The sequence below is a fragment of the Hydrogenophaga sp. Root209 genome (assembly GCF_001428625.1).
Lineage (GTDB): Bacteria > Pseudomonadota > Gammaproteobacteria > Burkholderiales > Burkholderiaceae_C > Hydrogenophaga.
In genome coordinates this window covers 82,994-104,637 of record NZ_LMIE01000032.1, presented here as the reverse complement: position 1 = coordinate 104,637, position 21,644 = coordinate 82,994, and the positions used below count along the sequence as shown (strand labels likewise).

General features: G+C 66.5%; 22 protein-coding genes. 9 read left to right on the top strand and 13 right to left on the bottom strand.

Features of this window, described 5'->3' with window-relative positions:
- Position 1 precedes the first annotated feature (1 nt).
- Together ASE11_RS21745 and ASE11_RS21740 are read left to right on the top strand one after the other, a co-directional pair.
- Complete coding sequence (locus ASE11_RS21745; protein ID WP_056276708.1) at positions 2 to 805, top strand: adenosylcobinamide-GDP ribazoletransferase; 804 nt, start codon at positions 2 to 4, stop codon at positions 803 to 805.
- Complete coding sequence (locus ASE11_RS21740; protein WP_056276705.1) at positions 802 to 1,356, top strand: histidine phosphatase family protein; 555 nt, start codon at positions 802 to 804, stop codon at positions 1,354 to 1,356. Before ASE11_RS21745 ends, ASE11_RS21740 begins: the two co-directional genes overlap by 4 nt.
- A 13-nt stretch (positions 1,357 to 1,369) precedes the next feature.
- Here ASE11_RS21740 and map read toward each other — a convergent pair whose 3' ends face one another.
- The 3 genes from map to ASE11_RS21725 form a co-directional block, all read right to left on the bottom strand.
- Positions 1,370 to 2,161, bottom strand: coding sequence for a type I methionyl aminopeptidase (gene map, locus ASE11_RS21735; protein ID WP_082585939.1), 792 nt, complete (start codon positions 2,159 to 2,161; stop codon positions 1,370 to 1,372).
- Positions 2,161 to 2,415 carry a ParD-like family protein gene (locus ASE11_RS21730; RefSeq protein ID WP_056276702.1) on the bottom strand — a complete coding sequence of 85 codons (255 nt, stop codon included), beginning with the start codon at positions 2,413 to 2,415 and terminating at the stop codon, positions 2,161 to 2,163. Before ASE11_RS21730 ends, map begins: the two co-directional genes overlap by 1 nt.
- Before the next feature lie 171 nt (positions 2,416 to 2,586).
- Positions 2,587 to 5,784: an AAA family ATPase gene (locus ASE11_RS21725; RefSeq protein WP_056276699.1), complete on the bottom strand. Its 3,198-nt coding sequence runs from the start codon at positions 5,782 to 5,784 to the stop codon at positions 2,587 to 2,589.
- Between the two features lie 132 nt (positions 5,785 to 5,916).
- On the opposite strand from ASE11_RS21725, the gene ASE11_RS21720 reads away from it, so the two are divergent.
- Together ASE11_RS21720 and ASE11_RS21715 are read left to right on the top strand one after the other, a co-directional pair.
- Positions 5,917 to 6,120 (top strand): hypothetical protein, encoded by a 204-nt coding sequence (locus ASE11_RS21720; RefSeq protein WP_156406452.1) that lies wholly within the window; start codon positions 5,917 to 5,919, stop codon positions 6,118 to 6,120.
- 15 nt (positions 6,121 to 6,135) lie between these two features.
- Positions 6,136 to 6,495, top strand: coding sequence for a group I truncated hemoglobin (locus ASE11_RS21715; protein ID WP_056276693.1), 360 nt, complete (start codon positions 6,136 to 6,138; stop codon positions 6,493 to 6,495).
- A gap of 19 nt (positions 6,496 to 6,514) precedes the next feature.
- Here the strand turns inward: ASE11_RS21715 and nth are convergent, their stop codons facing one another.
- On the bottom strand, positions 6,515 to 7,156 hold the full coding sequence (gene nth, locus ASE11_RS21710) for an endonuclease III (RefSeq protein ID WP_056276690.1): 642 nt from the start codon (positions 7,154 to 7,156) through the stop codon (positions 6,515 to 6,517).
- A gap of 30 nt (positions 7,157 to 7,186) precedes the next feature.
- Positions 7,187 to 8,113 carry a LysR substrate-binding domain-containing protein gene (locus tag ASE11_RS21705; protein WP_235501409.1) on the bottom strand — a complete coding sequence of 309 codons (927 nt, stop codon included), beginning with the start codon at positions 8,111 to 8,113 and terminating at the stop codon, positions 7,187 to 7,189.
- 98 nt (positions 8,114 to 8,211) lie between these two features.
- Here ASE11_RS21705 and ASE11_RS21700 point away from each other — a divergent pair, with 98 nt between their 5' ends.
- Entirely contained in the window at positions 8,212 to 8,538 is a 327-nt protein-coding gene (locus ASE11_RS21700; RefSeq protein ID WP_056276685.1) for a DUF2917 domain-containing protein, read from the top strand.
- A gap of 21 nt (positions 8,539 to 8,559) precedes the next feature.
- Here ASE11_RS21700 and ASE11_RS21695 read toward each other — a convergent pair whose 3' ends face one another.
- Both ASE11_RS21695 and ASE11_RS21690 read right to left on the bottom strand, forming a co-directional pair.
- Complete coding sequence (locus ASE11_RS21695; protein ID WP_056276681.1) at positions 8,560 to 8,778, bottom strand: hypothetical protein; 219 nt, start codon at positions 8,776 to 8,778, stop codon at positions 8,560 to 8,562.
- A gap of 40 nt (positions 8,779 to 8,818) precedes the next feature.
- A complete protein-coding gene (locus tag ASE11_RS21690; RefSeq protein WP_056276677.1) occupies positions 8,819 to 9,841 on the bottom strand; it encodes a hypothetical protein in 1,023 nt (340 codons plus the stop codon).
- 147 nt (positions 9,842 to 9,988) lie between these two features.
- Here ASE11_RS21690 and ASE11_RS21685 point away from each other — a divergent pair, with 147 nt between their 5' ends.
- On the top strand, positions 9,989 to 11,179 hold the full coding sequence (locus tag ASE11_RS21685; RefSeq protein WP_414842477.1) for a PLP-dependent aminotransferase family protein: 1,191 nt from the start codon (positions 9,989 to 9,991) through the stop codon (positions 11,177 to 11,179).
- 1 nt (position 11,180) lies between these two features.
- Here ASE11_RS21685 and ASE11_RS21680 read toward each other — a convergent pair whose 3' ends face one another.
- Entirely contained in the window at positions 11,181 to 11,774 is a 594-nt protein-coding gene (locus tag ASE11_RS21680; RefSeq protein WP_156406463.1) for a lysophospholipid acyltransferase family protein, read from the bottom strand.
- A 57-nt stretch (positions 11,775 to 11,831) separates the two neighbouring features.
- Between ASE11_RS21680 and ASE11_RS21675 the strand changes: the two genes are divergently transcribed.
- Entirely contained in the window at positions 11,832 to 12,044 is a 213-nt protein-coding gene (locus ASE11_RS21675; protein WP_056276668.1) for a DUF3820 family protein, read from the top strand.
- A 9-nt stretch (positions 12,045 to 12,053) separates the two neighbouring features.
- On the opposite strand, the gene ASE11_RS21670 is transcribed toward ASE11_RS21675, so the two are convergent.
- From ASE11_RS21670 to ASE11_RS21650, 5 genes are all read right to left on the bottom strand, one after another.
- The gene (locus ASE11_RS21670) at positions 12,054 to 13,379 is read right to left on the bottom strand and encodes a TolC family protein (RefSeq protein ID WP_056276665.1); all 1,326 of its coding nucleotides are present in this window, start codon (positions 13,377 to 13,379) and stop codon (positions 12,054 to 12,056) included.
- Entirely contained in the window at positions 13,379 to 14,848 is a 1,470-nt protein-coding gene (locus tag ASE11_RS21665; protein ID WP_056276662.1) for an HlyD family type I secretion periplasmic adaptor subunit, read from the bottom strand. The genes ASE11_RS21670 and ASE11_RS21665 overlap by 1 nt, the downstream gene beginning before the upstream one ends.
- Positions 14,849 to 14,850: 2 nt before the next feature.
- On the bottom strand, positions 14,851 to 16,929 hold the full coding sequence (locus tag ASE11_RS21660) for a type I secretion system permease/ATPase (protein ID WP_235501424.1): 2,079 nt from the start codon (positions 16,927 to 16,929) through the stop codon (positions 14,851 to 14,853).
- Positions 16,850 to 18,193 carry a VCBS domain-containing protein gene (locus ASE11_RS21655; protein ID WP_056276656.1) on the bottom strand — a complete coding sequence of 448 codons (1,344 nt, stop codon included), beginning with the start codon at positions 18,191 to 18,193 and terminating at the stop codon, positions 16,850 to 16,852. Before ASE11_RS21655 ends, ASE11_RS21660 begins: the two co-directional genes overlap by 80 nt.
- A 285-nt stretch (positions 18,194 to 18,478) precedes the next feature.
- Complete coding sequence (locus tag ASE11_RS21650; RefSeq protein WP_056276653.1) at positions 18,479 to 19,123, bottom strand: 3'-5' exonuclease; 645 nt, start codon at positions 19,121 to 19,123, stop codon at positions 18,479 to 18,481.
- A gap of 75 nt (positions 19,124 to 19,198) precedes the next feature.
- Here ASE11_RS21650 and ASE11_RS21645 point away from each other — a divergent pair, with 75 nt between their 5' ends.
- Together ASE11_RS21645 and uvrB are read left to right on the top strand one after the other, a co-directional pair.
- Positions 19,199 to 19,564 (top strand): DUF6172 family protein, encoded by a 366-nt coding sequence (locus ASE11_RS21645; RefSeq protein WP_056276651.1) that lies wholly within the window; start codon positions 19,199 to 19,201, stop codon positions 19,562 to 19,564.
- Positions 19,518 to 21,638 carry an excinuclease ABC subunit UvrB gene (gene uvrB / locus ASE11_RS21640; protein WP_082585936.1) on the top strand — a complete coding sequence of 707 codons (2,121 nt, stop codon included), beginning with the start codon at positions 19,518 to 19,520 and terminating at the stop codon, positions 21,636 to 21,638. Before ASE11_RS21645 ends, uvrB begins: the two co-directional genes overlap by 47 nt.
- Positions 21,639 to 21,644 lie beyond the last annotated feature (6 nt).

Here is a 21,644-nt window from a genome sequence, read left to right as displayed (position 1 = left end):
CGTGAAGGATTCCATCCGCCACTTCCTGCTGGCCCTGCAGTTCTTCACCCGCATCCCGGTGACGGGGCGGCTGGCCGACTGGGTGGGCTTCAGCCCGGCCATGCTGCGCGCGAGCGCGGCGCATTTTCCGGGCGTGGGCTGGATCGTGGGCGGGCTCACGGCGGCGGTGTTGTGGGGCCTGTTGGTGCTCCTGCCGCCGGTGCCCGCCGCGCCCTGGGTGGCGGCCATCGCGAGCACTGTGTTCGGCGTGCTGCTCACCGGCGCCTTTCACGAAGACGGGCTGGCCGATCTGGCCGACGGCCTGGGCGGCAGCGCGGAGCGCGCGCGTGCGCTGGAGATCATGAAGGACTCGCGCATCGGCAGCTATGGCGCGATCGCGCTGGTGCTCGCGTTGCTGAGCAAAGTGGCGCTTCTGGCCCTGGTGGCGCAAGCGGATGCGTGGCTCGCGGTGGTGGCGCTGTTCGCGGCGCATGTCACTTCGCGCACGGTGCCGCTGTTCGTGATCCGCACGCTGGCGCATGTGGGCGACACCCCGCAATCCAAAAGCAAACCACTGGCCGAGAGCATCGGCAACGCCGGCCTGGCCGCGGGCCTGCTGTGGTGGGCGCTGGCCATGGCGCTGGCGGTGTGGTTGCTGCCCGCGGTGCCGTGGGCGCAGGCTGTGCTGGGCGCGTTGATCGGCCTGGCCTGGATGTGGCGCCTGCTGCAGCGTCGCCTGCAGGGCTTCACCGGCGATGGGCTGGGCGCGACGCAGCAGGTGTGTGAGGTGCTGTTCTACCTGGGCCTGGCCCTGTCGCTGCCATGAAACTCTGGCTGTTGCGCCACGCGCCCGTGTTGCAGCCCGCAGGTCTGTGCTATGGCGCGAGCGACGTGCCGGCCGATGCCACGCTCACACGGAAAGCCGCGCAGGCCTTCGCGCCGCTGCCGCCTCCCGGCACCCCGGTGTGGGTCTCAGGCCTCTTGCGAGCGCAGCAAATGGTGAGCGCGCTGCAGGCCGTGCGGCCCGACCTGGGCGCTGCGCGCATGGACATGCGCCTGAACGAAATGGACTTTGGCCACTGGGAACTGCAGCGCTGGGACGGCATGCCACGCGGCGCCTTCGACGATTGGATGGCCGATTTCGCGCACCACCGTTTCGGTGGCGCCGAAAGCACGCAGATGCTGCTCTACCGCGTGGCTGCCGCGCTCGCTGATCTGCGACCTGCGAAGACGACTGACGTGGTGTGGGTCACGCACGCGGGCGTGATCCGCGCGGTGCAGCACATCGTGGCCAGTGGTGGCGTGCACATCAAGGATGCGGCCGAGTGGCCGAAGGACGCGCCCGAGCCGGGTGGGTGGACGTTGGTATCGCTGTAAAACAAGGCGAGCGTCAAACCGGCGCATAGGTCCCTGTGCCATCCGGCCAGGACGTCAGCACCTCGTAGCCCTGGGGTGTGACCGCCACCATGTGTTCCCACTGGGCGGACAAAGACCGGTCCTTTGTCACCACCGTCCAGCCGTCGGGCAGTTGCCGGGTTTCGCGCTTGCCTGCGTTGAGCATCGGCTCGATGGTGAACACCATCCCTGACTCCAACTTGATGCCTTCTCCGCGACGCCCGTAGTGCAGCACCTGCGGTTCCTCGTGGTAGACCTGTCCAATGCCATGCCCGCAGTACTCGCGCACGACGCTGAAACGCTCCCGGTGAGCGACCGACTGGATGGCATGGCCCACATCGCCCAGCGTCGCTCCAGGCTTGACCTGCCGGATGCCGGCCAGCATGGCTTCGTATGTCGTCTCCACCAGCCGCCGCGCCAAAGTGGTCGGGGTACCCACGAAGTACATGCGACTGGTGTCGCCGAACCAGCCATCCTTGATGACAGCAACATCGATGTTGACGATGTCGCCCTTCTTCAGAATCTTGTCGGGCGAGGGGATGCCGTGGCACACGACCTGATTGACCGAGGTGAGGATGGTTTTCGGATAACCGTGGTACCCCACGTTGGCCGGAATGGCGCCCTGAATATTGACGATGTGGTCATGGCAGATCCGGTCCAGCGACTCCGTGCTCACACCCGGCACGACGTGCGGCCCGATCATGTTGAGAACCTCCGCGGCCAGACTGCCGGCCCGCCGTGCCATCTCGATGTCTTCGGCGGACTTGATGGAAACACCGCGACCCACTAGTGTTTGCCCGTCGACGAGGCGCGGGGTTTGCCAGGGGGCGCTGTGACCGACATGGCAATGTCCAGACCCCCCGCGAGTTCGGCCCTCACCAGCATCTGGCAGATTTCCCGGTGATCCAGCTCCGGGTGCATCTCGGTCAGCATGCCGACCCGCATCCAGTGCTCGGCCTGCGCATTGATGGACCTGCTGAGCGCGGTTCCTGCCACGCGCAGGTTCTCGTGCATCAAGTCCGAAATTTTGACGATACCCATCAGTTACCTTTATATGAAACGTATGCAAAGTATATACGTTTCGTATGGCGCAATGCCTCCAATAGTCCAGAAGCCGCTGCTCGTCGCGGGCGCCGGCAGCGGACGCCCAGGAGCTCCAGCAAGGATGGGCGCGGATCAATGCAACTCAGAGCCGGCGAAACCCTCGAACGCTCAAATCGCGCCAAATCCTTCCGCTTCGCCTGACTCGGAAACCGCCGCGAGCCGCTCGCAGCGCAACGCATCGATCGGGTGGCCGGCGCCACGGAAGCGCGCAGCCGCCTCTGCAAAGCGCGAGGTGGCCACATGTGCGCCCTCGCCGCGAGCGACAGCCATGTGGCCGAGCACCTCGTCGTGTGCCGCATGCCAGGCCGGCAAGCGCATCACGACATCCGCCAGATAGGCACTCTGGCCGGCGTATTCCTCGGCCAGATCGAGGCGCCTCGCACGCGCCGCGGCGATCGCCGCCGGCACCGCGAACGTGATGCGGCAGCCGGGGCAGGTCTCCAGCGGGCCGCGCACAGCCTCGCGGGCCTCCTCCAGCGCATGCAGCGCCGCGGTCGGGTTGCGGGCAAGACGGATGCGTGTCCCGTAGATCCGGTCCATCAGGTGAAAGCCGATGTCGGTCTGCCGCGCGAGGTCCAGTGCCTCGTCGATCAGGGCACGGGCATCGTCGAGTCGCCCGCGGTACATCGCGACCTCGGCCAGCCGCTGCATCGAAAAGGCCTCGCCGGTCGCGCCGCCGATGGCGTTGTGCAGGCGCACACCCAGCGTCAAATGCTCTTCGGCCGCAGACAGATCGCCGGCCAGCAGCTCCGCCTCGCCCCGCAACGTGACGCCAAAAGCGTGCCCACGTGCTGCGCCGATCCGAGCGGCTTCGGCAGCCAGCCCTTCTGCAAAGGCAATGACCTCGGCATAGGGCCGCGCCCCGTAGAGGAATCGCTGCAGGATGCAGAGCTGCCCGTCGAACACGCGCACGGCCAGGTGCGGCAGCTGGCTGGTGTCCTGCAGGTCGGCCCAGACGCTCTGGTGCAGCTCCCCGCGGGCGTGCGCCGCCGCCGCCTGGGCCCACGAGGCTGTCACGATGGCCGAGACATCACCGGCCTGCAATGCCAGTCGCCGTGCCTCGGCCGCCTTGCGCGTGCCCATGGCCGGGTCGGCCGCGCCCAGGGCCGCGGCGCCGCTGTAGGTCAGCGCCTCGCTCAGCCGTCCGTCCACACTGTTCGGCCGCACGCCCACCAGCTCTTCGAGCGCGCCCTTGGGATCGCCCTGCTTGATCAGCGCCAAGGCGCACTTCGCGCGCAGGTTGTGTGACATCGGCTCGTCGGCTGCCAGGGCGGCCGTCCGGTACGCAGCCACCGCCGCCGGATCGCCCATGGCATCCAGCGCCTCCGCGCGCAATTGCAGCGCCTCGGCATGGCCGGCCTCGAAGGCCAGCACGGGCTCCAGATGACGCAGCGCGTCACTGAAGGCGGCCAGGCGCACTGCGTCGCGCGCCGCGGCAAGAAGGCAAGGCACGGCATCGCGCGGGTTTCCGCCGTCGAGCCAGTGGCGTGCGACAAGGGCCGGCGCGGCGTCGAGTTCGCTCAGGCGCTGGGCGGCCTGGCGATGCATCTTCAATCGCTGATGCGGCGGGATCTGTTCGATCAAGACCTGTCTCACCAGGTCGTGCCGAAACCGGTAGCCCGTTCCGGCCAGCACCAGCACGCCCGCCGCCAGCGCAAGGTCCAGCGCCGCAAATGCGTGCGCCTCGGCGTCCGGGGTGAGTGAGGCGGCCGTCGTGGCGTCGAAGACGTCGCCGGCCAGGGCCATCCACTTCAGCGACGCCAGCGCTGCGTCGGGTACGTCGCACAGGCGGGCGAGGATGGCTTCGGCGACGCTGCGCGGCAGCCGCGTGTCCGAGGGTTCTGCACAGCGCGCCAGTTCGATCGCCGCAAACGGGTTGCCCTCGGCAACACGAACGATGTGCGACACGTTCTTTTCGGACAATGGACAGGGCGCTGCCTGGGCCACCAGCCGACGTGTCTCGTCGTCGTCCAGTGGCTCAAGATCGAGCGCCAGCATGACGCCGCTGCCGACCAGGCGCGACACACCACGGGCGAGCGCCGACCCCAGCGTGGGCATGCGCGTTGCGAGCATCACGCCCACCGGTGGACCGGCGCAGGCCAGGTGCATCAACACGTCCACGTCGGCATCGTCGATCAGATGTGCGTCGTCCACCAGCACCATGACGGGGCCACCGCCTGAGGCCGCCAGCAACAGCCGTCGGAGCGCGCCGATCACCTGGTGCCGCCCCAACGGGCCGGCCAGGGCAGCGGCTGGTGCCGCGAGCGGGCTAAGCTGGGCCAGCACCGACTGGGCCGGCGCGCCGATGCGGTCGAGCATGGCGCGGTCGGTCATGACGAGTCGTTCGATCAGAGCTGCGATCACCGCATAGGCGCGTCCGGGCAGTGCGGCGTCCACGGAAAAAACCATCAAGCCGCGCTCCCGGGCCAGCGCACTGAGTTCACGGCAGAAAGCGGTCTTGCCGATGCCCGCGGGGCCGCGCAGCACGATGCCGCCGGGCCGTTCGGTGGGGGCCATGCCCAGCCAGGCCGCGGCCTGGGCTCGTACCAACGCACGCCCGATGGTGGCGGGACCCGCTGGCTGCAAGCCCGCGACGCATTGCTCGTACAAGGCCTCGGTGTCGCTATCGGGTGAGATGCCGAGCTCCCGTTGAAGTGCCTCGCGCAGGTGCGCGTACCAGCGCACGGTGGCCGCACGGTTGCCGGCCGCGAACTCCAGCGCCATGAGTTCTCGATGGGCGGGCTCATCGGTGGGCTCCACCCTGACCAGTCGTTCCCACTGTGCGCTGGCCCGAAGCAGCGCAACGAAACGTGCGTGCAGCCGTTCGCGTGCCGGTTCAGCCCAGGCTTCGTAGGCCGAGCCCGGCAGCAGGTCGCCAGCGTAAGCGTCGACTGCATGTGCGCAAGCCTCGCGCTCGCCGCTGGCGAGCGCGGCCTGCGCGAGTTGCTCGAAGTGGTCGACATCGACGGCAACGCGACCGTGCATCCACAGCACCACCTCACCGCCATGAAACACCACGATGTCGTGTCGGCCCAGTGCCTGCCGGACGTGGTGCACGGCCTTGCGCAGGTTTGCCGCGCCGGCGTCGGGATCGAGTTGCGGCCACAGCGTGTCGACGATTCGGTCGCGGGTCAGGCGCCGCTGCGGCGCCAGGCTTAACAGCTGCACCAGTTGGGCCGAGCGCAGGCCGGGCCAGCTCTCGGCGGCCACCTCGGTGTCGTCGATCGACACCGAGAAGCCGCCCAACAGACGGACCCCGAGGCGATTGCCGGGGCCGGACTGTTCGATGGCGTGGGAATAGGTCATGGCGGATCAAGTGTGCGTTTCTCGACCCCGATGCGCAATGCCCACAGCGGCCAGGAACGTTTCAGGAACACCGGATGGCGATGCTCTGGTCGCGGGTTGCCCAGGACCCGCACCATTCAACAGGAGTACACCATGGCCACGCAACTGATTTCCTTCCTGATTCCCCCCTACGGCACAGCGACGCTGACGCTGCCAGACATGTTGACGCCCGACGCGTTCGCCCGCCTCGACTCGGCAATCGACCGCGCACTCGCGCAGCCGCAGCCAGAGCCCGCAGACGCCGCCCCAGACCCCGGATCCATTGAGTTCGACTCATGGTTGATCCATTTGCAATGAAGTCAGGAGACCACCATGACGCAATCGCTCTACGAAAGACTCGGGGAGACCGCTGGGATCAACGCCATTGTTGACGACGCGGTTGATCGCCACGCGGTCAATCCACTGCTGGGTCCCCGCTTCAGCGGCAAGGACCTCGCCCACGCGAAACGGATGGGGGCGCAATTCTTCTGCATGGGCGCAGGCGGGCCCCAGCGTTACGAGGGCCGCGATCTGCGCAACGCACACGCCGGGATGAACATCAGCGAGCAGGAACTGATCGCGACCATCGACGACTTCGTTGCCGCGATGCAGAGCCAAGGGGTCGGCACCACCGAGATCAATGAGGTAGTGGCGATCCTTTACTCGTTGAAGGGCGAAGTGCTGCGCATCTGAGCGGCGTGGCGGGGCCGAACTACCGCACGGTCGTTGTTTTCTCAGGGAAGTCGCAATACGCAGCCACCGCACACTTCGGGCACAGCGGCTTGCGCGCCTGGCACACGTAGCGCCCGTGCAGGATCAGCCAGTGGTGTGAGTCCACCGCGTAAGCCGGTGGCACGCGCTTCATCAGCTGCTGCTCCACCGCCAACGGCGTTTTGCCCGGCGCCAGGCCAGTGCGGTTGCTCACGCGAAAGATGTGCGTGTCCACCGCCATGGTGGGCTGGCCGAAGGCCACGTTGAGCACCACGTTGGCGGTCTTGCTGCCCACGCCGGGCAAGGCCTCGAGCGCTTCGCGGGTGCGCGGCACCTCACCGCCATGCAACTCCACCAGCATGCGGCAGGCCTGCATGAGATGGCGGGCTTTGCTGCGGTACAGGCCGATGGTTTTGATGTACGACTCCAGCCCGTCAAGACCCAGATCGAGGATCTTCTGCGGCGTGTTCGCCACCGGGAAGAGTTTGCGCGTGGCCTTGTTCACGCCCACGTCGGTGGCCTGGGCCGAGAGCAGCACGGCGGCCAGCAACTCGAACACGCTGGTGTATTCGAGCTCGGTCTGCGGGTTGGGGTTGGTGGCTTTGAGCGTGGCGAAAAAAGATTCGATCTGGGCGGGCGTCATGGGCGCGGATTGTCCCACGCGCTCACGCGCTCACGCGCTTTCGGCCTCGACACGCAGCCAGTTCGCGAAGTCCAGCGCGTCGGCGTTGCCATGGGCGTGGTCCGCCACCTCCACGTAGTAGCCCCGGCGTGTCGCCGCGCCGCTGCGAAACGGTGCGACCAGCTTCTTCTCGTTCACCAGCGACTGCAGCAGCGGCAGACGGCCGATCACCACGCCTTGCCCGGCCACGGCAGCGGCCACCGCGTCGGCGTACTGGGTGAAGTGCATGGTGTTCTTCATGCGCATGTCCTGCAGTCCCATCACCTGGAACCAGGGGTCCCAGTCCGAGGTGAGCGCATAACCCGCGGGTTTCTCCACGGTCAGCAGCGTGTGGTGGGCGAGGTCGGCGGGCTGGCGCAACGGGGCGGCCTTGTCGCGCAGCAGCGCGGGGGCGCACAGCGGCTGCACGGTTTCCTCGAACAGCGCCTGCCCGCGCCCGACGCTGGACGGCACGAAGCGCACCGCCACGTCGAGCCGGTGGCGTTCCAGATCCATGATGTCCATGGTGGCGGAGATGCGCACGTCCACCTGTGGGTGGTTGGCCGCAAAGCGTGCGAGCCGGGGGATGAGCCACAGCGACGCGAAGCCTTGCGTGCAGGTCATGGCCACCTGGCGCAGGCGCGGACCGGGGCGCACGCGCGCCGAGGCGTCGAGCAGGCGCTCCAGCGCATCGCGCGTGGCGCGCTGCATCACCTCGCCGGCTTCGGTCAGCGTGAGCGAGCGGTGTCCGCGCTCGAACAGCGCCGCGCCCAGGCTCTCTTCGAGCAACTGGATCTGCCGGCTCACGGCCGATTGCGTGAGGTTGAGTTCCTGCGCGGCCAGCGTGAAGCTCAGCGTGCGCGCGGCGGCGTCGAAGCAGGGCAGCAGGTCCAGCCGCAGCATCTGCGAGCGCGGGATCGGCGGGGGCGGGGTTTTCACATTCTTAAATGGCATGTGAAGCATTCAAAAACATCGTTTGTGCAGTATAGGGCGGCTCCGTACAGTCATGCACATCCCTGATGTGAAAGGACTGTTCCATGAAAACCGATACCTTGACCGTCGACCTCAACATGCCCCACAAGGCGCTGCAGGTCATTCCCCAGGGCGCGCTGCGCCTGGTCTGCCGCGAGGGCAGTGTCTGGATCACGCTGGACCACGATCAGCGCGATGTGGTGCTCAACCCCGGCGAGGTCTTCACCATGCGGCCCCAGCAGCGGGCAATCGCCTATGCGCTGGAAACCTCGGTGCTGCGGCTGGAGCCGGTGGTGTGTACCCGGCGCGCCGCCGCGCCGCGCTGGCGCTGGTGGCCACAGCGCTTGCGCCAGGGCGGCAAGCACGCTGGCGGCGCCTGGGTTTCGGCCTGAGCTGGTGGCCCTTCGCGGGCTTCAGGGCGCGCGGTAGGGTCTGGCCCACAAGCGTGCGCGGTCGCCTTCCATGTGGATCCATACCGCCAGGGCCTGGCCTTGCGCGTCCACCCCCAGAGCCGATTCGGAGACAGAGGCGGATGCGCTGTTGTCCAGCCTTTGTGCGATGCCCGGTGCGCCGCTGGCGGGCCACTGTGTTGTCCACAGGGTGCGTGCATCGCCGTCTCGCAGCGTCCACATGCCGATCACATTGCCGAGGTTGTCCGCGCCGATGCATGGATCATCCTGTGCCAGTGTCTGGCCGTCGTACGGCGTGGGCCGCGCCCCACGCCGCGAGGGCAGGGCTGCGTGCCAGGGAGATGTTGCCGCCCGATGTGCTGGTGGTTGTGACCCAACCCGAGCCAGGCAGGAAGCGGTTCAGGCCGATGAGTTGGAGCAACACTTCGTTCGTCTGCCGCCATACCGCCAGGGTGCTGTCGTCGCCCAGCAGGGCCAGCACTGGTTGGTCCGAATAGCCGGTGCTCTGGTCGATCTGCACGGCCGCTACGGATATGCCGTCGGGATTGATGTGATTGGCCCACAAATTCGATCTACCGTCCGCGTCGGACTGGTACCAGGTGGAGAGCAGGCGGCCCTCGGCATCCAGGCTGACCTGGGGGGTCCGAGCATCGTATGGTGCGCTGTCGAGCCGCACCGCTGGGCTCCAACCCTGCGTCGGCCTGAAGCGCCGGGCGTGCACCTGGTAGGTCACGTCCACGGTCTGCATCCAGACCACGGCCATCTCGCCTGCTTCATTGATGGCGGCGCGCGGTTGTGCCACGAGGATGTCTTCCAGGCGGGACATCCTCTCCGCGGTGCCCCAGCCAGTGTCGGGGTCGTAGCTCCGGGCCCAGATCTGGTTGAGCGGACTTGCGCCCTGGACCCAGACCACGAGTGCACGGCCTTGTTCATTGATGGCCACGTCCGGCAACGCCGCGATGCCGGTACCGAGCGAAAGGCTTGCTCCGTGGCCGCCGTTGATCGACACGGTGCGCGCGTGCACTTCTTGAACGGTCGATCCGTCCACCTGTTCCCACGCCACCATGCCCGCTCCCTGGCGGTTCATCGCGAGCCGCGCGTTTCGCGCGGACCCGCTGTCGCCGAGGTCGAGTCGTTCAGCGTCGAGCCAGGCGGGAGACGCGGGGTTGACCGGGGCGTCGGGCGTTGCGTCTGGCGCGGCATCGGGACCACCCCGCCCACCACAGCCGGCCAAGGTGGCGACCAGCAGAACCAGGAACGAGAGGCGTCGAATTGAACAAGTCATGTGGGTTTTTCCATTGATTGCGATGCAAACAACTTTAGAAATCCACCACCTGCGCGGGAATCGCGTCAACAGCCCATCGACTCCTTTCGCTACCATCGGGTGTTCGCGCCCTTGCCAACCACATCAGCCCCCACCATGCCGTTCACCATCCCCTTTGCCGACCGCCTCAACAACGTCGAGACCTCCGCCATCCGCGAACTCTTCAAACTGCTGGGCAAGCCCGGCATCATCAGTTTTGCCGGTGGCTTCCCAGACAGCGCACTGTTCGACGTGGAGGGCATCCGCGAGGCGGTGAACGCCGCGCTGACCGAAGAGGCTGGCGGCGCGCTGCAGTACGGCGCCACCGAGGGTTACCAGCCGCTGCGTGAGCAGCTTGCCGCCTTCATGGCCAGCAAGGGCAACAGCGGGGTGGGGGCGAACGACCTCATCGTCACCACCGGCAGCCAGCAGGCGCTGGACCTGCTGGGCAAGACGCTGATCTCGCCCGGCGACAAGGTGATCGTCGAAGGCCCCACGTTTCTGGCCACCATCCAGTGTTTCCGCCTGTACGGTGCCGAGCTCATCACCGTGCCGGTGGATGGCGATGGCACCAAGACCGACGCGCTGGAGCAGCTCATCCAGCAGCACAAGCCCAAGTTTGTCTACCTCATCCCCACCTTCGGCAACCCCAGCGGCGCGCTCATGAGCCTGGAACGGCGCAAGGCGGTGTTGCAGATGGCCGTGAAACACGACACCTTGATCGTGGAAGACGACCCGTATGGCGACCTGTACTTCGGCGAGGCGCCCCCGCCCAGTCTGCTGGCGCTGAGCGCCCAGGTCCCCGGCAGCCGTGAGAGGCTGGTGCACTGCGGCTCCCTGAGCAAGGTGCTGAGCCCGGGTCTGCGCGTGGGCTGGATGGTGGGCCCTGCCGATCTGTTGGCCAAGGCCACCATGTGCAAGCAATTCAGCGATGCGCACACCAGCACCTTCGCGCAAGCCACGGCAGCCCAATACCTCAAGGCAGGGCGCATGCCCGCCACCCTGGCCAAGGTGCGCCAGGTGTATGCCGAGCGCGCCACGACCATGGGCAATGCCTTGCGCCGCGAACTGGGCGACGCGATCGAGTTCGTGCAGCCGCAGGGCGGGCTGTTCGTCTGGGCCCGCCTCACTGGCGCCGGTGGCAAGGTGAAGGATGGTGGCGAACTGGCCAAACGCGCGATCGAAAAAGGCGTGGCCTTTGTGCCCGGCGCGCCGTTCTATGCAAGCAACCCCGACGCCGCCACGCTGCGGCTGAGCTTTGCCACCGTGGGCCTGGAGAAGATCGAAGAAGGCGCGGGCCGCCTGGCCCAGGCCTTCTGATTCAGTCGGTCGATTCGAACTGCATCGCGTTCTTGCCCTTGAACGGCGCGTAGAACGCCTTGATGGTTGCCATGTCGGCGTCCACGTTGCCGGTGGGCTCGAACAGCGGCCCCAGACCGCTGCGCTTGCGCGCGTAGTCCATGTAGGCCATCACGATGGGCACCTGCGCTTCGCGAGCGATGTAGTAGAAGCCGGTTTTCCAATAACGTGCTTTGCTGCGTGTGCCTTCGGGCGGCACGATCAGCTGCAACGGGCCGTCGGACTCGCGGATCGCTTTGGCCGAGGCAGCCACCAGGTTGTTGGACTGCTCTCGGTTGACCTCGATGCCGCCCAGCCATCGCATCACACCGCCAAACGGCGCGCGAAAGATGCCGTGTTTTCCCATCCAGCGGATGTTGAGCCGCAGGGCGAATGCGACCATCAAGGTGTAGGGCAGATCCCAGTTGCTGGTGTGGGGTGCTGCGATCAGCACGCTTCTGAGCGCATGCGCGGGCAGGGCACCTTCCACACGCCAACCGGTGAGCCTGAGAAAGCCGATCGAGAATGCGCGCAGCACCGAGTTGACGACGGGCGTGGTGAAAATCGTGCGCTGCAGATGCATGCCATCGAGTATCGGTGACCCGGTGCCCGCGCGGCGTTACGATGCCACCGCATGAAGCCTGAAGACCTTGAACGCCTGCTCACCGTGGAAATGCCGTTCGGCAAACACAAGGGCCGCGTGATCGCAGACCTGCCGGGCAATTACCTCAACTGGTTCGCCCGCGAAGGGTTTCCGAAAAGCGAGGTGGGTCGATTGCTGCAGCTCATGCATGAGATCGACCACAACGGCCTGAGCGATCTGCTCACGCCATTGCGGCGGCGCTGATCGGGAGCCTCAGGCCGGCGCGAGCACCACACCGAGCTGATCGAGAAGCACACCCGCCGTGGCCAGCAGGCGGTCGCGCTCGATCCAGCGCTGGGCGTCGCGTCGGGCCGCTTCGTCCGCGGCTCGTGCCGCCTCGGCGATCACATCGGCCACTTCAATCGCCTGGCGGCGGCCCGCCTCGAAAGCCAGGCGTGCGAGCCGCAAGGCTTCACGCGACACGCTGGCATTTCGCGTGGCCAGCGCGTGCTGCGCGATCGCGTCGTCGTAGCGCACCAGCGCCTGGTCGAACTGCATCAACGACTCGCGGCGCGCTTCGTCTACCTGGTGGGTGAGTCCCTCCACGCTGTAGGCCACCTGTGCCACCTGTGCCGAGCGGCCACCGCCTTCAAACAGCGTCCAGCTGGCCTTGAGCATCAGGCTGCGGCTCAGGTAGCGCTCGGCCGTGCCGGTGGGGTTGCGGGCATGGGCCTGGGCCGCTTCCAGGGTGATGCGTGGATGGTGCCCCGCGCGCGCTGCTGCCAGCTCGGCGCGGCCTCGCTCCAGCTGAAGCTCGCTCTCCTGCACGCTGGGGCATTCGGTGCGGCAACGTTCGCGCAGCGTGTTGGCCGTGCTGGGCTCGAGCGGGTTGAACATCGGCGGCGGTGTGTCGACCAGTTGGATCGGGTCAACGCCGGAGAGTGAGGTCAGCGCCACGCCAGCCTCGCGCCAGCGTGCCTGCGATTCCGCCACGGTGCGCTGTCCATCCAGCCAGCGCGACTCGGCGCGCCGCAGGTCGACCTCGGCGGCGCGCCCCGCCTGCAGGCGCTGGGACACCACATCCACCAACTGGCGCAACTCACCTTCGGCCACGCGGTGTGCCTGCCAGGCGGCTTGCGCCGCGCGCCACTGGTGCCAGGCCAGCAGCACCGCCGCGGCACGCTCGTTGGCCACCTTGAGCAGGCGCACCTGCTGCTGGGAAACGCGGTGTTCGGCCGACTGGATTTCGTTGCGCGTGCGCTGGCCGTCGTACAGCAGCTGGGTGACCGTGAGCGACTGTTGGTCGGAGGGCCTTGACCCGGTGTGGGGCTGGAAGATCGACTCGGGCCGGTCGCGCCGCTCCCTGCGGCCGTCTTCGGCGCTCAGCTGCACCGTGGGCCACAGGCCCGCGCGCGAGACAGCCACCGCCTGGCCGGCGGCGCGGGTGTCATCACGTTGTGCGGCCAGAGTCGCATCGCGTTCCAGCGCCAGTCGCACCCAGTCGGCCTCGGTCGCGGGCGCCTGGGCCAGGGCCGGCAGGGCAAGGGCGACGAGCGCACCGATGATCCAGCCTGCCTTGTTCATCTTGAGATCTGTCATCACTTCTCTCCCATCGCCTGGTTCATGCCACGCACCAGTGGTTTGAACAGGTAGGTCAACACGGTCTTGCGCCCGGTGACGATGTCCACTGACACCGTCATGCCCGGTGTGAGCGGCAGGGCCTGGCCGTCCTGGCCCTGCAGTGCTGCCTGCACCGCCACGTTCACGCGGTAGTAGGGTGGCGCCTGGGGGTTGTCGCGGTCATGCAGGGTGTCGGCGCTGATCGACTCGACCACGCCGTCCATGGCGCCGTACACCGCGAAGTCGTAGGTGGCCACCTTGACCTTCACCGCCTGGCCCACCTGCAAAAAACCGACGTCGGCCGGCGTGATGCGCGCTTCCACCGTGAGCTGGTCGCTCTGGGGCACCAGGTCGAGCAACACCCCGGCTGGCGACACCACCTGACCCACCGTGCGGGCGTGGATCTGCTTGACCACCCCATCGGCTGGCGCCACCACCTCGGTGCGAGAAATCTGCGCCTGCCGCGCTGCCGAGCGCGCTGCCCGCACCGTCACCTGCGTCTGGTGTTCGCCCGCTTCCTTGATCAGGCGCGAGCGGTGCGTGGCCAGCGAGCGTTCGCGCTCGGCCTGCACCTGGCGCAGGGCACCCATCTGCTCCGCCGCCTGGTGCTGCAGGCTCTCGATGGCGCCGCGCACCGCCAGCCATTCGCGCTCCTTGGTCAGCCACTCCGAACGCGGCACCACCGAAGGCACCAGCGGGCGCAGGATGGCCATCTCTTCGCTGATCATTTGCTCGTCGCGCCGCTTGGTGGCGAGCTCGCTGCGCGCGCGCTCCAGTGCCTGTCTGCGCTGCTCGGCTTGCTGGTCCAGTGCGGCCAGTGTGTTGCCGATTTCCTGGCGGTTGGCCTCGGTGGCCTTGAGTTCGTTCTGGCGGATCGCGGCGTGGTCGTCGAGCTCGGCCGGGAAGCGCACGGGGCGTCCCTCCAGCTCGGCCTGCAGCCGGGCCAGTGCGGCCAGGCTGCTGAGGTAGGGGCCTTGCGATTCGGCCAGATCGGCCTGCGCCGTGGTGCGGTCCAGCACCACCAGGGCCTGACCCTGGCGCACCGTGTCGCCTTCGTGAACCAGCACGGCAGAGACGATGCCGCCCTCCAGGTTTTGCACCGACTGCACGCGTTGCGGTGGGATCAGCTTGCCTTCGCCCCGCACCAGTTCGTCGATGGTGAAGAGCGCGGCCCAGGCCAGAAAGACCACCAGCAGCGCCGTCACGGCCATCATGGTCATGCGGGGGCCATGCAGTGCGGCGTCGCCCTTCGTGTCGATGTGCGTCAGGTCGTCGAGCAGGCGCGCGCACAGCTGGCGCGTGGCATGCCAGCCGCGACGCCACCAGGGGATGGCGGGCGCGGGGCCTGCGTCGTTGGCGGCCGGGGTGTTCACCGCTGCGGGCGCCACCTGCGGCACCGGTGGCAGGGGAGGCAAGGGCATGGGTTGGTTGACGGTCGAGGCGTTCATGGTCATCCTGCTGCGGCTTGCCGCGTTGGCGCGGCGGGTGCGCCGTTGAGTTGTTGCAGCACGGCGTCCCGAGGGCCGTCGATCACGACCTGACCGCCATGCATCACGATCACCCGGTCCACCAGATCGAGCATGCCCAGGCGGTGGGTGATCAGCATCAAGGTCTCGCCAGGGGTTCTGGCTTTCAGCCGCTCGCGCAAGAACTGCTCGGCCACGTGGTCCAGCGAGCTGGACGGCTCGTCCAGCAGCAGAAGGCTGTGGGAGCTCACCAGCGCACGCGCCAGCACCACCGCCTGGCGCTGCCCACCCGAGAGGCGGCAACCCCGCTCACCCACCGGCATGTCGTAGCCCTGCGGGTGCACCTTCACGAACTCGTCCACCCCCGACTGCCGGGCGGCCTCCAGCAGCGCGGCGTCGTCGGCGGCCTCGCTGCCGTAGGCGATGTTCTCGCGCACGGTGCCGTTGAAGAGAAACGGGTCTTGCGGCACACAGCCGATGGAGCGCCGCAACTGCTGCGGATCGAGCTGGCGCGTGTCGGCCCCACCCACCAGCACCGCGCCGCTGGAAGGCTCGTACAACCCGGCCACCAGCTTGGCCAGGGTCGATTTGCCCGAGCCCGAGCGCCCGATGATGGCCACCCGCTCGCCCGCCTGGATGCGCAGCGACACGTTGTTCAGCGCGGGCAGCGCGCTGCCGGCGTGGGCAAAGCTCACCTCACGCAGCTCAACGCTGCCCTCGATCGCATCGCGCACCAGAAAGCTCTTGCCGGCGGGCCGCTCCACCGGGCGCTGAAAGATCTGCGCCACCGTGTCCATGGAGATGCGCGTCTGCTTCCAGCGCGACAGCAGCGAAGCCAACTGGCTGCAGGGCGCCAGTGCGCGCGACGTGAGGATGGAACAGGCGATCAGCCCGCCCATGCTGAGTTGCTGCTGGCTGATGAGGTACACCCCCACGATCATCAACACCACCGACGAGATCGACTGCATGAAATTGACCACCGACAGGCCGGTGGTGGAGATCAGCTTGGACTTCATGGAGGCCTGCGCAATGCTGCGCACCGCGCGCTCCCAGGCGCCTTGAAACACGCCTTCGCTCGCAGTGAGCTTCACCGTTTCAATGCCCGCCAGCACCTCGATCAGCATGCCGTGTTTCTGCGCCGAGGCCTGCATGGAGGTGCGCACAGCGCGATCGATCGGCCCCTGCAAAGCCAGGGCCAGGCCCAGCATCAGCGGCATGATCAGCAGCGGCACCCACACCAGGTGCCCACCCATGAAGGCGATGGCCGCCAGGTACAGGAACACGAACGGGAAATCGATCACCGCCGTGAGCGTGAGCGAGGTGAAGAAATCGCGGATGGATTCGAAATCGTTGAGGTGGTTGGCAAACACACCAGCCGAGGCCGGGCGGTTGGCCAGTCGCAAACCCAGCACCTGCCCGAACAGGCGTGAGGAGATTTCGAAGTCGAGTTTCTTGCCTGCGTGGTCGATCATGTAGGCGCGCAGCACCCGCATGATCAGATCGAAAAAGTAGATGAGACCCACCCCGATCGACAGCGCCCACAGGGTGGCGAACGCGTTGTTCGGGATCACCCGGTCGTACACCTGCATGCTGTAGAACGAGGTGAGGATCACCAGTCCGTTGGCCACCAGCGACGACACACCCACCCAGACGTAGGTGCGCCACTGGGCCAGCACGCTGCGGCGCAGCCAGGCGTAGCGGTCGGGCTTGTCTTCCAGTTCGGTGTCGGGCGCGTGAGCCAGCTCGCGCGTACCGATGCGCCATGCCTGGGTGGCTTGCTGCACCAGATAGAGCACGTCCGGGCGTGCCATGTCTTCACGCAACACAGGGCCTTCCGCTTGTGGCGACAGGTGCTGTATGCGCTGCGACGTGAAGTGGATGAGCGAATGCGAGCGGCCTGTCTTGACGATGATGTGATCGCCCGCCGCCAACACCTGTTCAACCTGTGAGGCGGCCAAAGCCTCCAGCACCAGCCCCGCGCGCTCAGCGGCTTGCGACGAGCCTTGGGGTGTGAGTTCGCCCTCGTCCATGGACAAACCCGCACACAGGGACGCCGCCGACACGGGCCGGCCGGCCAGGGCCGCGCACAAGGCGAGGCATTCCGGCAGGCTGATGGCCGTGTTGGCTGCGCCGGGCCCGGCGTCTGACCGTTCCGCTCCATGTGAGCAGTGAAGACAACAGGTTCCCTGTGTGCTGGTACACCGAGATGCCGTTGGTGCCCACCGACAGCCCCACACCCACATGTTCGGTGCTGCCCCACGCTGTCTGGCCGTGCAGTGGTGTAACCGCGAACTCCTGCCCGCTGGTGCCCGCCGCGCCAGTGAGACTCGCTGCGTGGAGCACGACGCCGTTCGTGGGCGAGACGCGCAGTTCGAAGGCGAAGTCACGGCTCACGCCCGGAAGGGTCGGGCCGGCCACCACAGAAGCAGCCGTGCCGTCGAAATGCTGGCCCACTGCGATGCCAAACGGCGTGTCGTCCTTGCCCTTGATGGTGATGGTCAGCGTGTTTGAGCTGCTGGCGCCGCCTGCATCCGTTGCCATGTAGGAGAAGGTGTCGGTGATCTGGACGCTATCGTTGCGCAGGCTCTGCACGGTGGCGTTGTTGTTGTCGACGACATAGGTGTAGGACCCGTCGGCTTGCAAGGTCAAGGTGCCGAAAGCTCCGCTGATGCTGTTGCCCGGGTCGGTGCTTGAACCGCCAAAGGACACCAGCGAGACGATCGTGTCCTGCATGGGGCTGTCCATGTCCCAGTCGTTCGTCAGCACGTTGCCCATTGCGTTGGAGCCGGGGGTGGTGTTGTTCACGCCGCCCGCTTCAATGGCCTCCCCAGCGTCCGCGGTGGTGTTGGGCGCGTCGTTGTTGGCTGTGATGTTGATCTGGGTGGCGACGGGGGCTTGCCATGTCCCTGCGCTGTTCTGGGCCTGGATGACGATTTCACGGGACGGTGCGATGGTTTCATCGGCAAAAAAGCCGATTGCTTTCAGGGCGGTTTGCCAATCGGCATCCGGCATGGGCCGTCCGTCCGTGCGCAGATAAAACGATGGGGCTGTGAGGGCGTTCAGCGTGAAAGGCACGGTGATCGCAGGCCCGTTTTGCATCAGGCTGACCAAGATGCCGGCTGGCATGGTTCCGATCACCCACTCGTCTTCCCCGTGGGCCTGGGTGAGGCTGACGCGGATGTGCCGGATGTTGTCGGTATTCACCGACGAACTGCCGCTGCCCACGCGGACATCGGAAGACACGATCCCGATCGCTGGATCGTCCTCGCGGTAGCTGGTGATGTAGTTTTGTCCGGCGACGGAAGAGCCGTTGAGATCGATGGCCATGTTGAATCCTTTTGTAATGAATCTGGACAAACCAAAACCGGCTGGTTGTCCGAACAAAAGGAGATCAGGCGCTGCGGAATGGGCAAAGCGACGGCTTTTGTACCGGTCTTCTGTTGCCCGCGTTCCCCCTGAACATGACGCTTGCCGACGCGCGGATCGCCGCTTGAAGAAGCGAACATCCGACGGTCTTTGGAGCTGTGGCGCGCCGCCTTGACGGGGCGGGGCGCTTCAACTCACGGACAAAGTGTCATGAGTAGGACAAACTGGGGGAATACTTTATTTGTACTAATTCGATGATGAGTCATCGATTTTCTGGATGGAGCTTCCCCAGAGTTCGGAGATTTTTTGGTGAACACGCCCAGCGGCCCATGCGTCGTTGGCCGCATACACCAGCTGCGCCTCACTCAGGTGCACATTGGCCCAATTGGACGTGGCGGCTTTCTTGGACTTGAGAAAACGCCGGTCGAACAACACCGCCACCGCGCCCTTGACGCCCATGTCCTTGCGGTAGCCGCGTTGGCGAAAGAGGGCGTTGAGCTCCAGCACGGCTGCCGGCTCCACCTTGAGTTTGGAGACGATGCGTTTTGTGTCGTCGCCCAGGCCGAAGCCAGCCTTGGTGTACCTGGCATCTGCCAGCAAGGCCGCCACTTGATCGCGGCATGCCGGGTCGTGCAACTGGAACACCCAGGCGCGCTGCAGGGTGGCGAGCTGCACGATGTGCGGCCCGTCTGAGACCTGATCCTTGAAAAAAGTGGGTTTGGACTCGGTGTCGAAACCCCAGACCGCGTTGTCGATCAACTCGGCGCAAGCTTCTCGCGCCTGCGCCGCGGTGTTCACAAGCGAGATGCGGTCCAGCCCGAGGCGTTCGAAGGGTTCGAGAAGAGCGATCTCGTCCTTGCTGGGGGTGGGGTGTTGTTCGCGCGGTGTCATGTGCGGCTCAGGATACCCCGGCGCGCATAATCGCGCCCTTCGTTCCCTGACACGCGCCGCACGCGCTCGACCGCCATGAGAAAAATCTTTGCCTTGACCCAAGAGGGCCGTCACCGCGACCGCGTGCTCGAAGCCGTCAAACATGAAATCCGCAAGTACCTCAAGCGCGAACGCCGCCGCGACCTGCCCGAAGGTGCCGATTTCCTGGACTTCGATTGCCGCGTCGGTGCGACCAGGGAGACCGCCGAGGTGGTGCATCTCGCGGCCCTGATGGGCCAGCTCGACGCGATCGCGAAAGAGGGCGGCGAGCAGGCCTATGTGGAAATCCTGGCCAAGCCCGGCGTGCGCAGACCGAGGACCGATGCTGACCGCGACCATCCGGCACAATCGTCCGATGCCCCAGACGACACTGCCCCCGACGCCGAAAACCCCGCTGATTGAAGGGCTGAGCGAAGCGCCCCCCGAGGGCGAGTTCCTCAAATTTCCCGGCTCGCCGTTCGAGCTGTTCCTGCCGTACCCTCCCGCTGGCGACCAGCCCGAGGCGATTCGCCAGCTGGTGGAGGGTGTGAACGACGGCGAGGTGTTCCAGACCCTGCTGGGCGTGACCGGCTCGGGCAAGACCTTCACCATGGCCAACGTGATCGCGCGGCTGGGCCGCCCGGCGATCGTGTTCGCGCCCAACAAGACGCTGGCCGCTCAGCTCTACAGCGAATTTCGCGAGTTCTTCCCGAAGAACGCGGTCGAGTACTTCGTCAGTTACTACGACTACTACCAGCCCGAGGCCTATGTGCCGCAGCGCGACCTGTTCATTGAAAAGGACAGCGCGATCAACGAGCACATCGAACAGATGCGGCTGAGTTGCACCAAGAGCATCCTGGAGCGGCGCGACGTGGTGATCGTGGCCACGGTGTCGGCCATCTACGGCATTGGCAAGCCCGAGAGCTACCACCAGATGGTGATGCTGCTGCGCGTGGGCGACAAGGTGGGCCAGCGCGACCTCATCGCGCAACTGGTGCGCATGCAATACGCGCGCAACGAGCAAGATTTTTCGCGCGGCAAGTTCCGCGTGCGCGGCGACACCATCGATGTGTTTCCGGCGGAACACTCCGAGATGGCGATCCGCATCGAGCTGTTCGACGACGTGGTCGAGACCCTGCAGCTGTTCGACCCGCTCACCGGCAAGGTGCGGCAGAAGATTCCACGCTTCACCGTCTACCCCAGCAGCCACTACGTGACGCCGCGCGAGCAGGTGCTCAGCGCGGTCGAGGCGATCAAGCTCGAGCTGGCCGAACGGCTCAAGCAGCTGGTGGGCATGGGCAAGCTGGTCGAGGCACAGCGGCTGGAGCAGCGCACGCGCTTCGACCTGGAAATGCTCAGCGAGGTCGGCCACTGCAAGGGCATCGAAAACTACTCGCGTCACCTCTCGGGCAGCCTGCCGGGCGAGCCGCCATCCACGCTCACCGACTACCTGCCCAAGGACGCGATGATGTTCCTGGACGAGAGCCACGTGCTCATGGGCCAGTTCGGCGGCATGTACAACGGCGACCGGGCGCGCAAGACCACGCTGGTGGAGTACGGCTTTCGCCTGCCCAGCGCGCTGGACAACCGCCCGCTCAAGCTCGACGAGTTCGAACAGCGCATGCGCCAGGTGGTGTTCGTCTCGGCCACCCCGGCCGACTATGAAAAAACCCATTCCGGCCAGGTGGTCGAACAACTGGTGCGCCCCACGGGACTGGTGGACCCCGAGCTGGAGGTGCGCCCGGCCACCCACCAGGTGGACGACGTGCTGCAGGAAATCCGCATCCGCGTCGAGAAAAACGAGCGCGTGCTGATCACCACCTTGACCAAGCGCATGGCCGAGCAGCTCACCGACTACCTGACCGAGAACGGCGTGAAGGTGCGCTACCTGCACAGCGACGTGGACACGGTGGAGCGGGTGGAGATCCTGCGCGACCTGCGCCTGGGCGCTTTCGACGTGCTGGTGGGCATCAACCTGCTGCGCGAGGGCCTGGACATTCCCGAAGTCTCGCTGGTGGCGATCCTGGACGCCGACAAGGAAGGCTTCCTGCGCTCCGAGCGCAGCCTGATCCAGACCATCGGGCGCGCTGCGCGCAACCTCAATGGTCGCGCCATCCTGTACGCCGACCGCGTCACCGAGTCAATGAGGAAGGCGATCGACGAGACGAATCGACGCCGCACCAAGCAGGTGGCCCACAACCTCGCCATGGGCATTGAGCCGCGCAGCATCAACAAGCGCATCAAGGACCTGATCGACGGCGTCTACAGCGAGAAGGCGGGCAAGGAAGCCGACCGCCTGGCCGCCGATAGCGCACACCGCGCCAGCATCGACGAGATGAGCGAAAAGGACGTGGCGCGTGAAATCAAGCGGCTGGAAAAGCTCATGCTGGAACACGCGCGCAACCTCGAATTCGAGAAAGCGGCCAGCGTGCGCGACCAGTTGGGCCGGCTCAAGGCCTCGGTGTTCGGGGCGCCCGGCATGGACAACATCGCCTGACAGCTG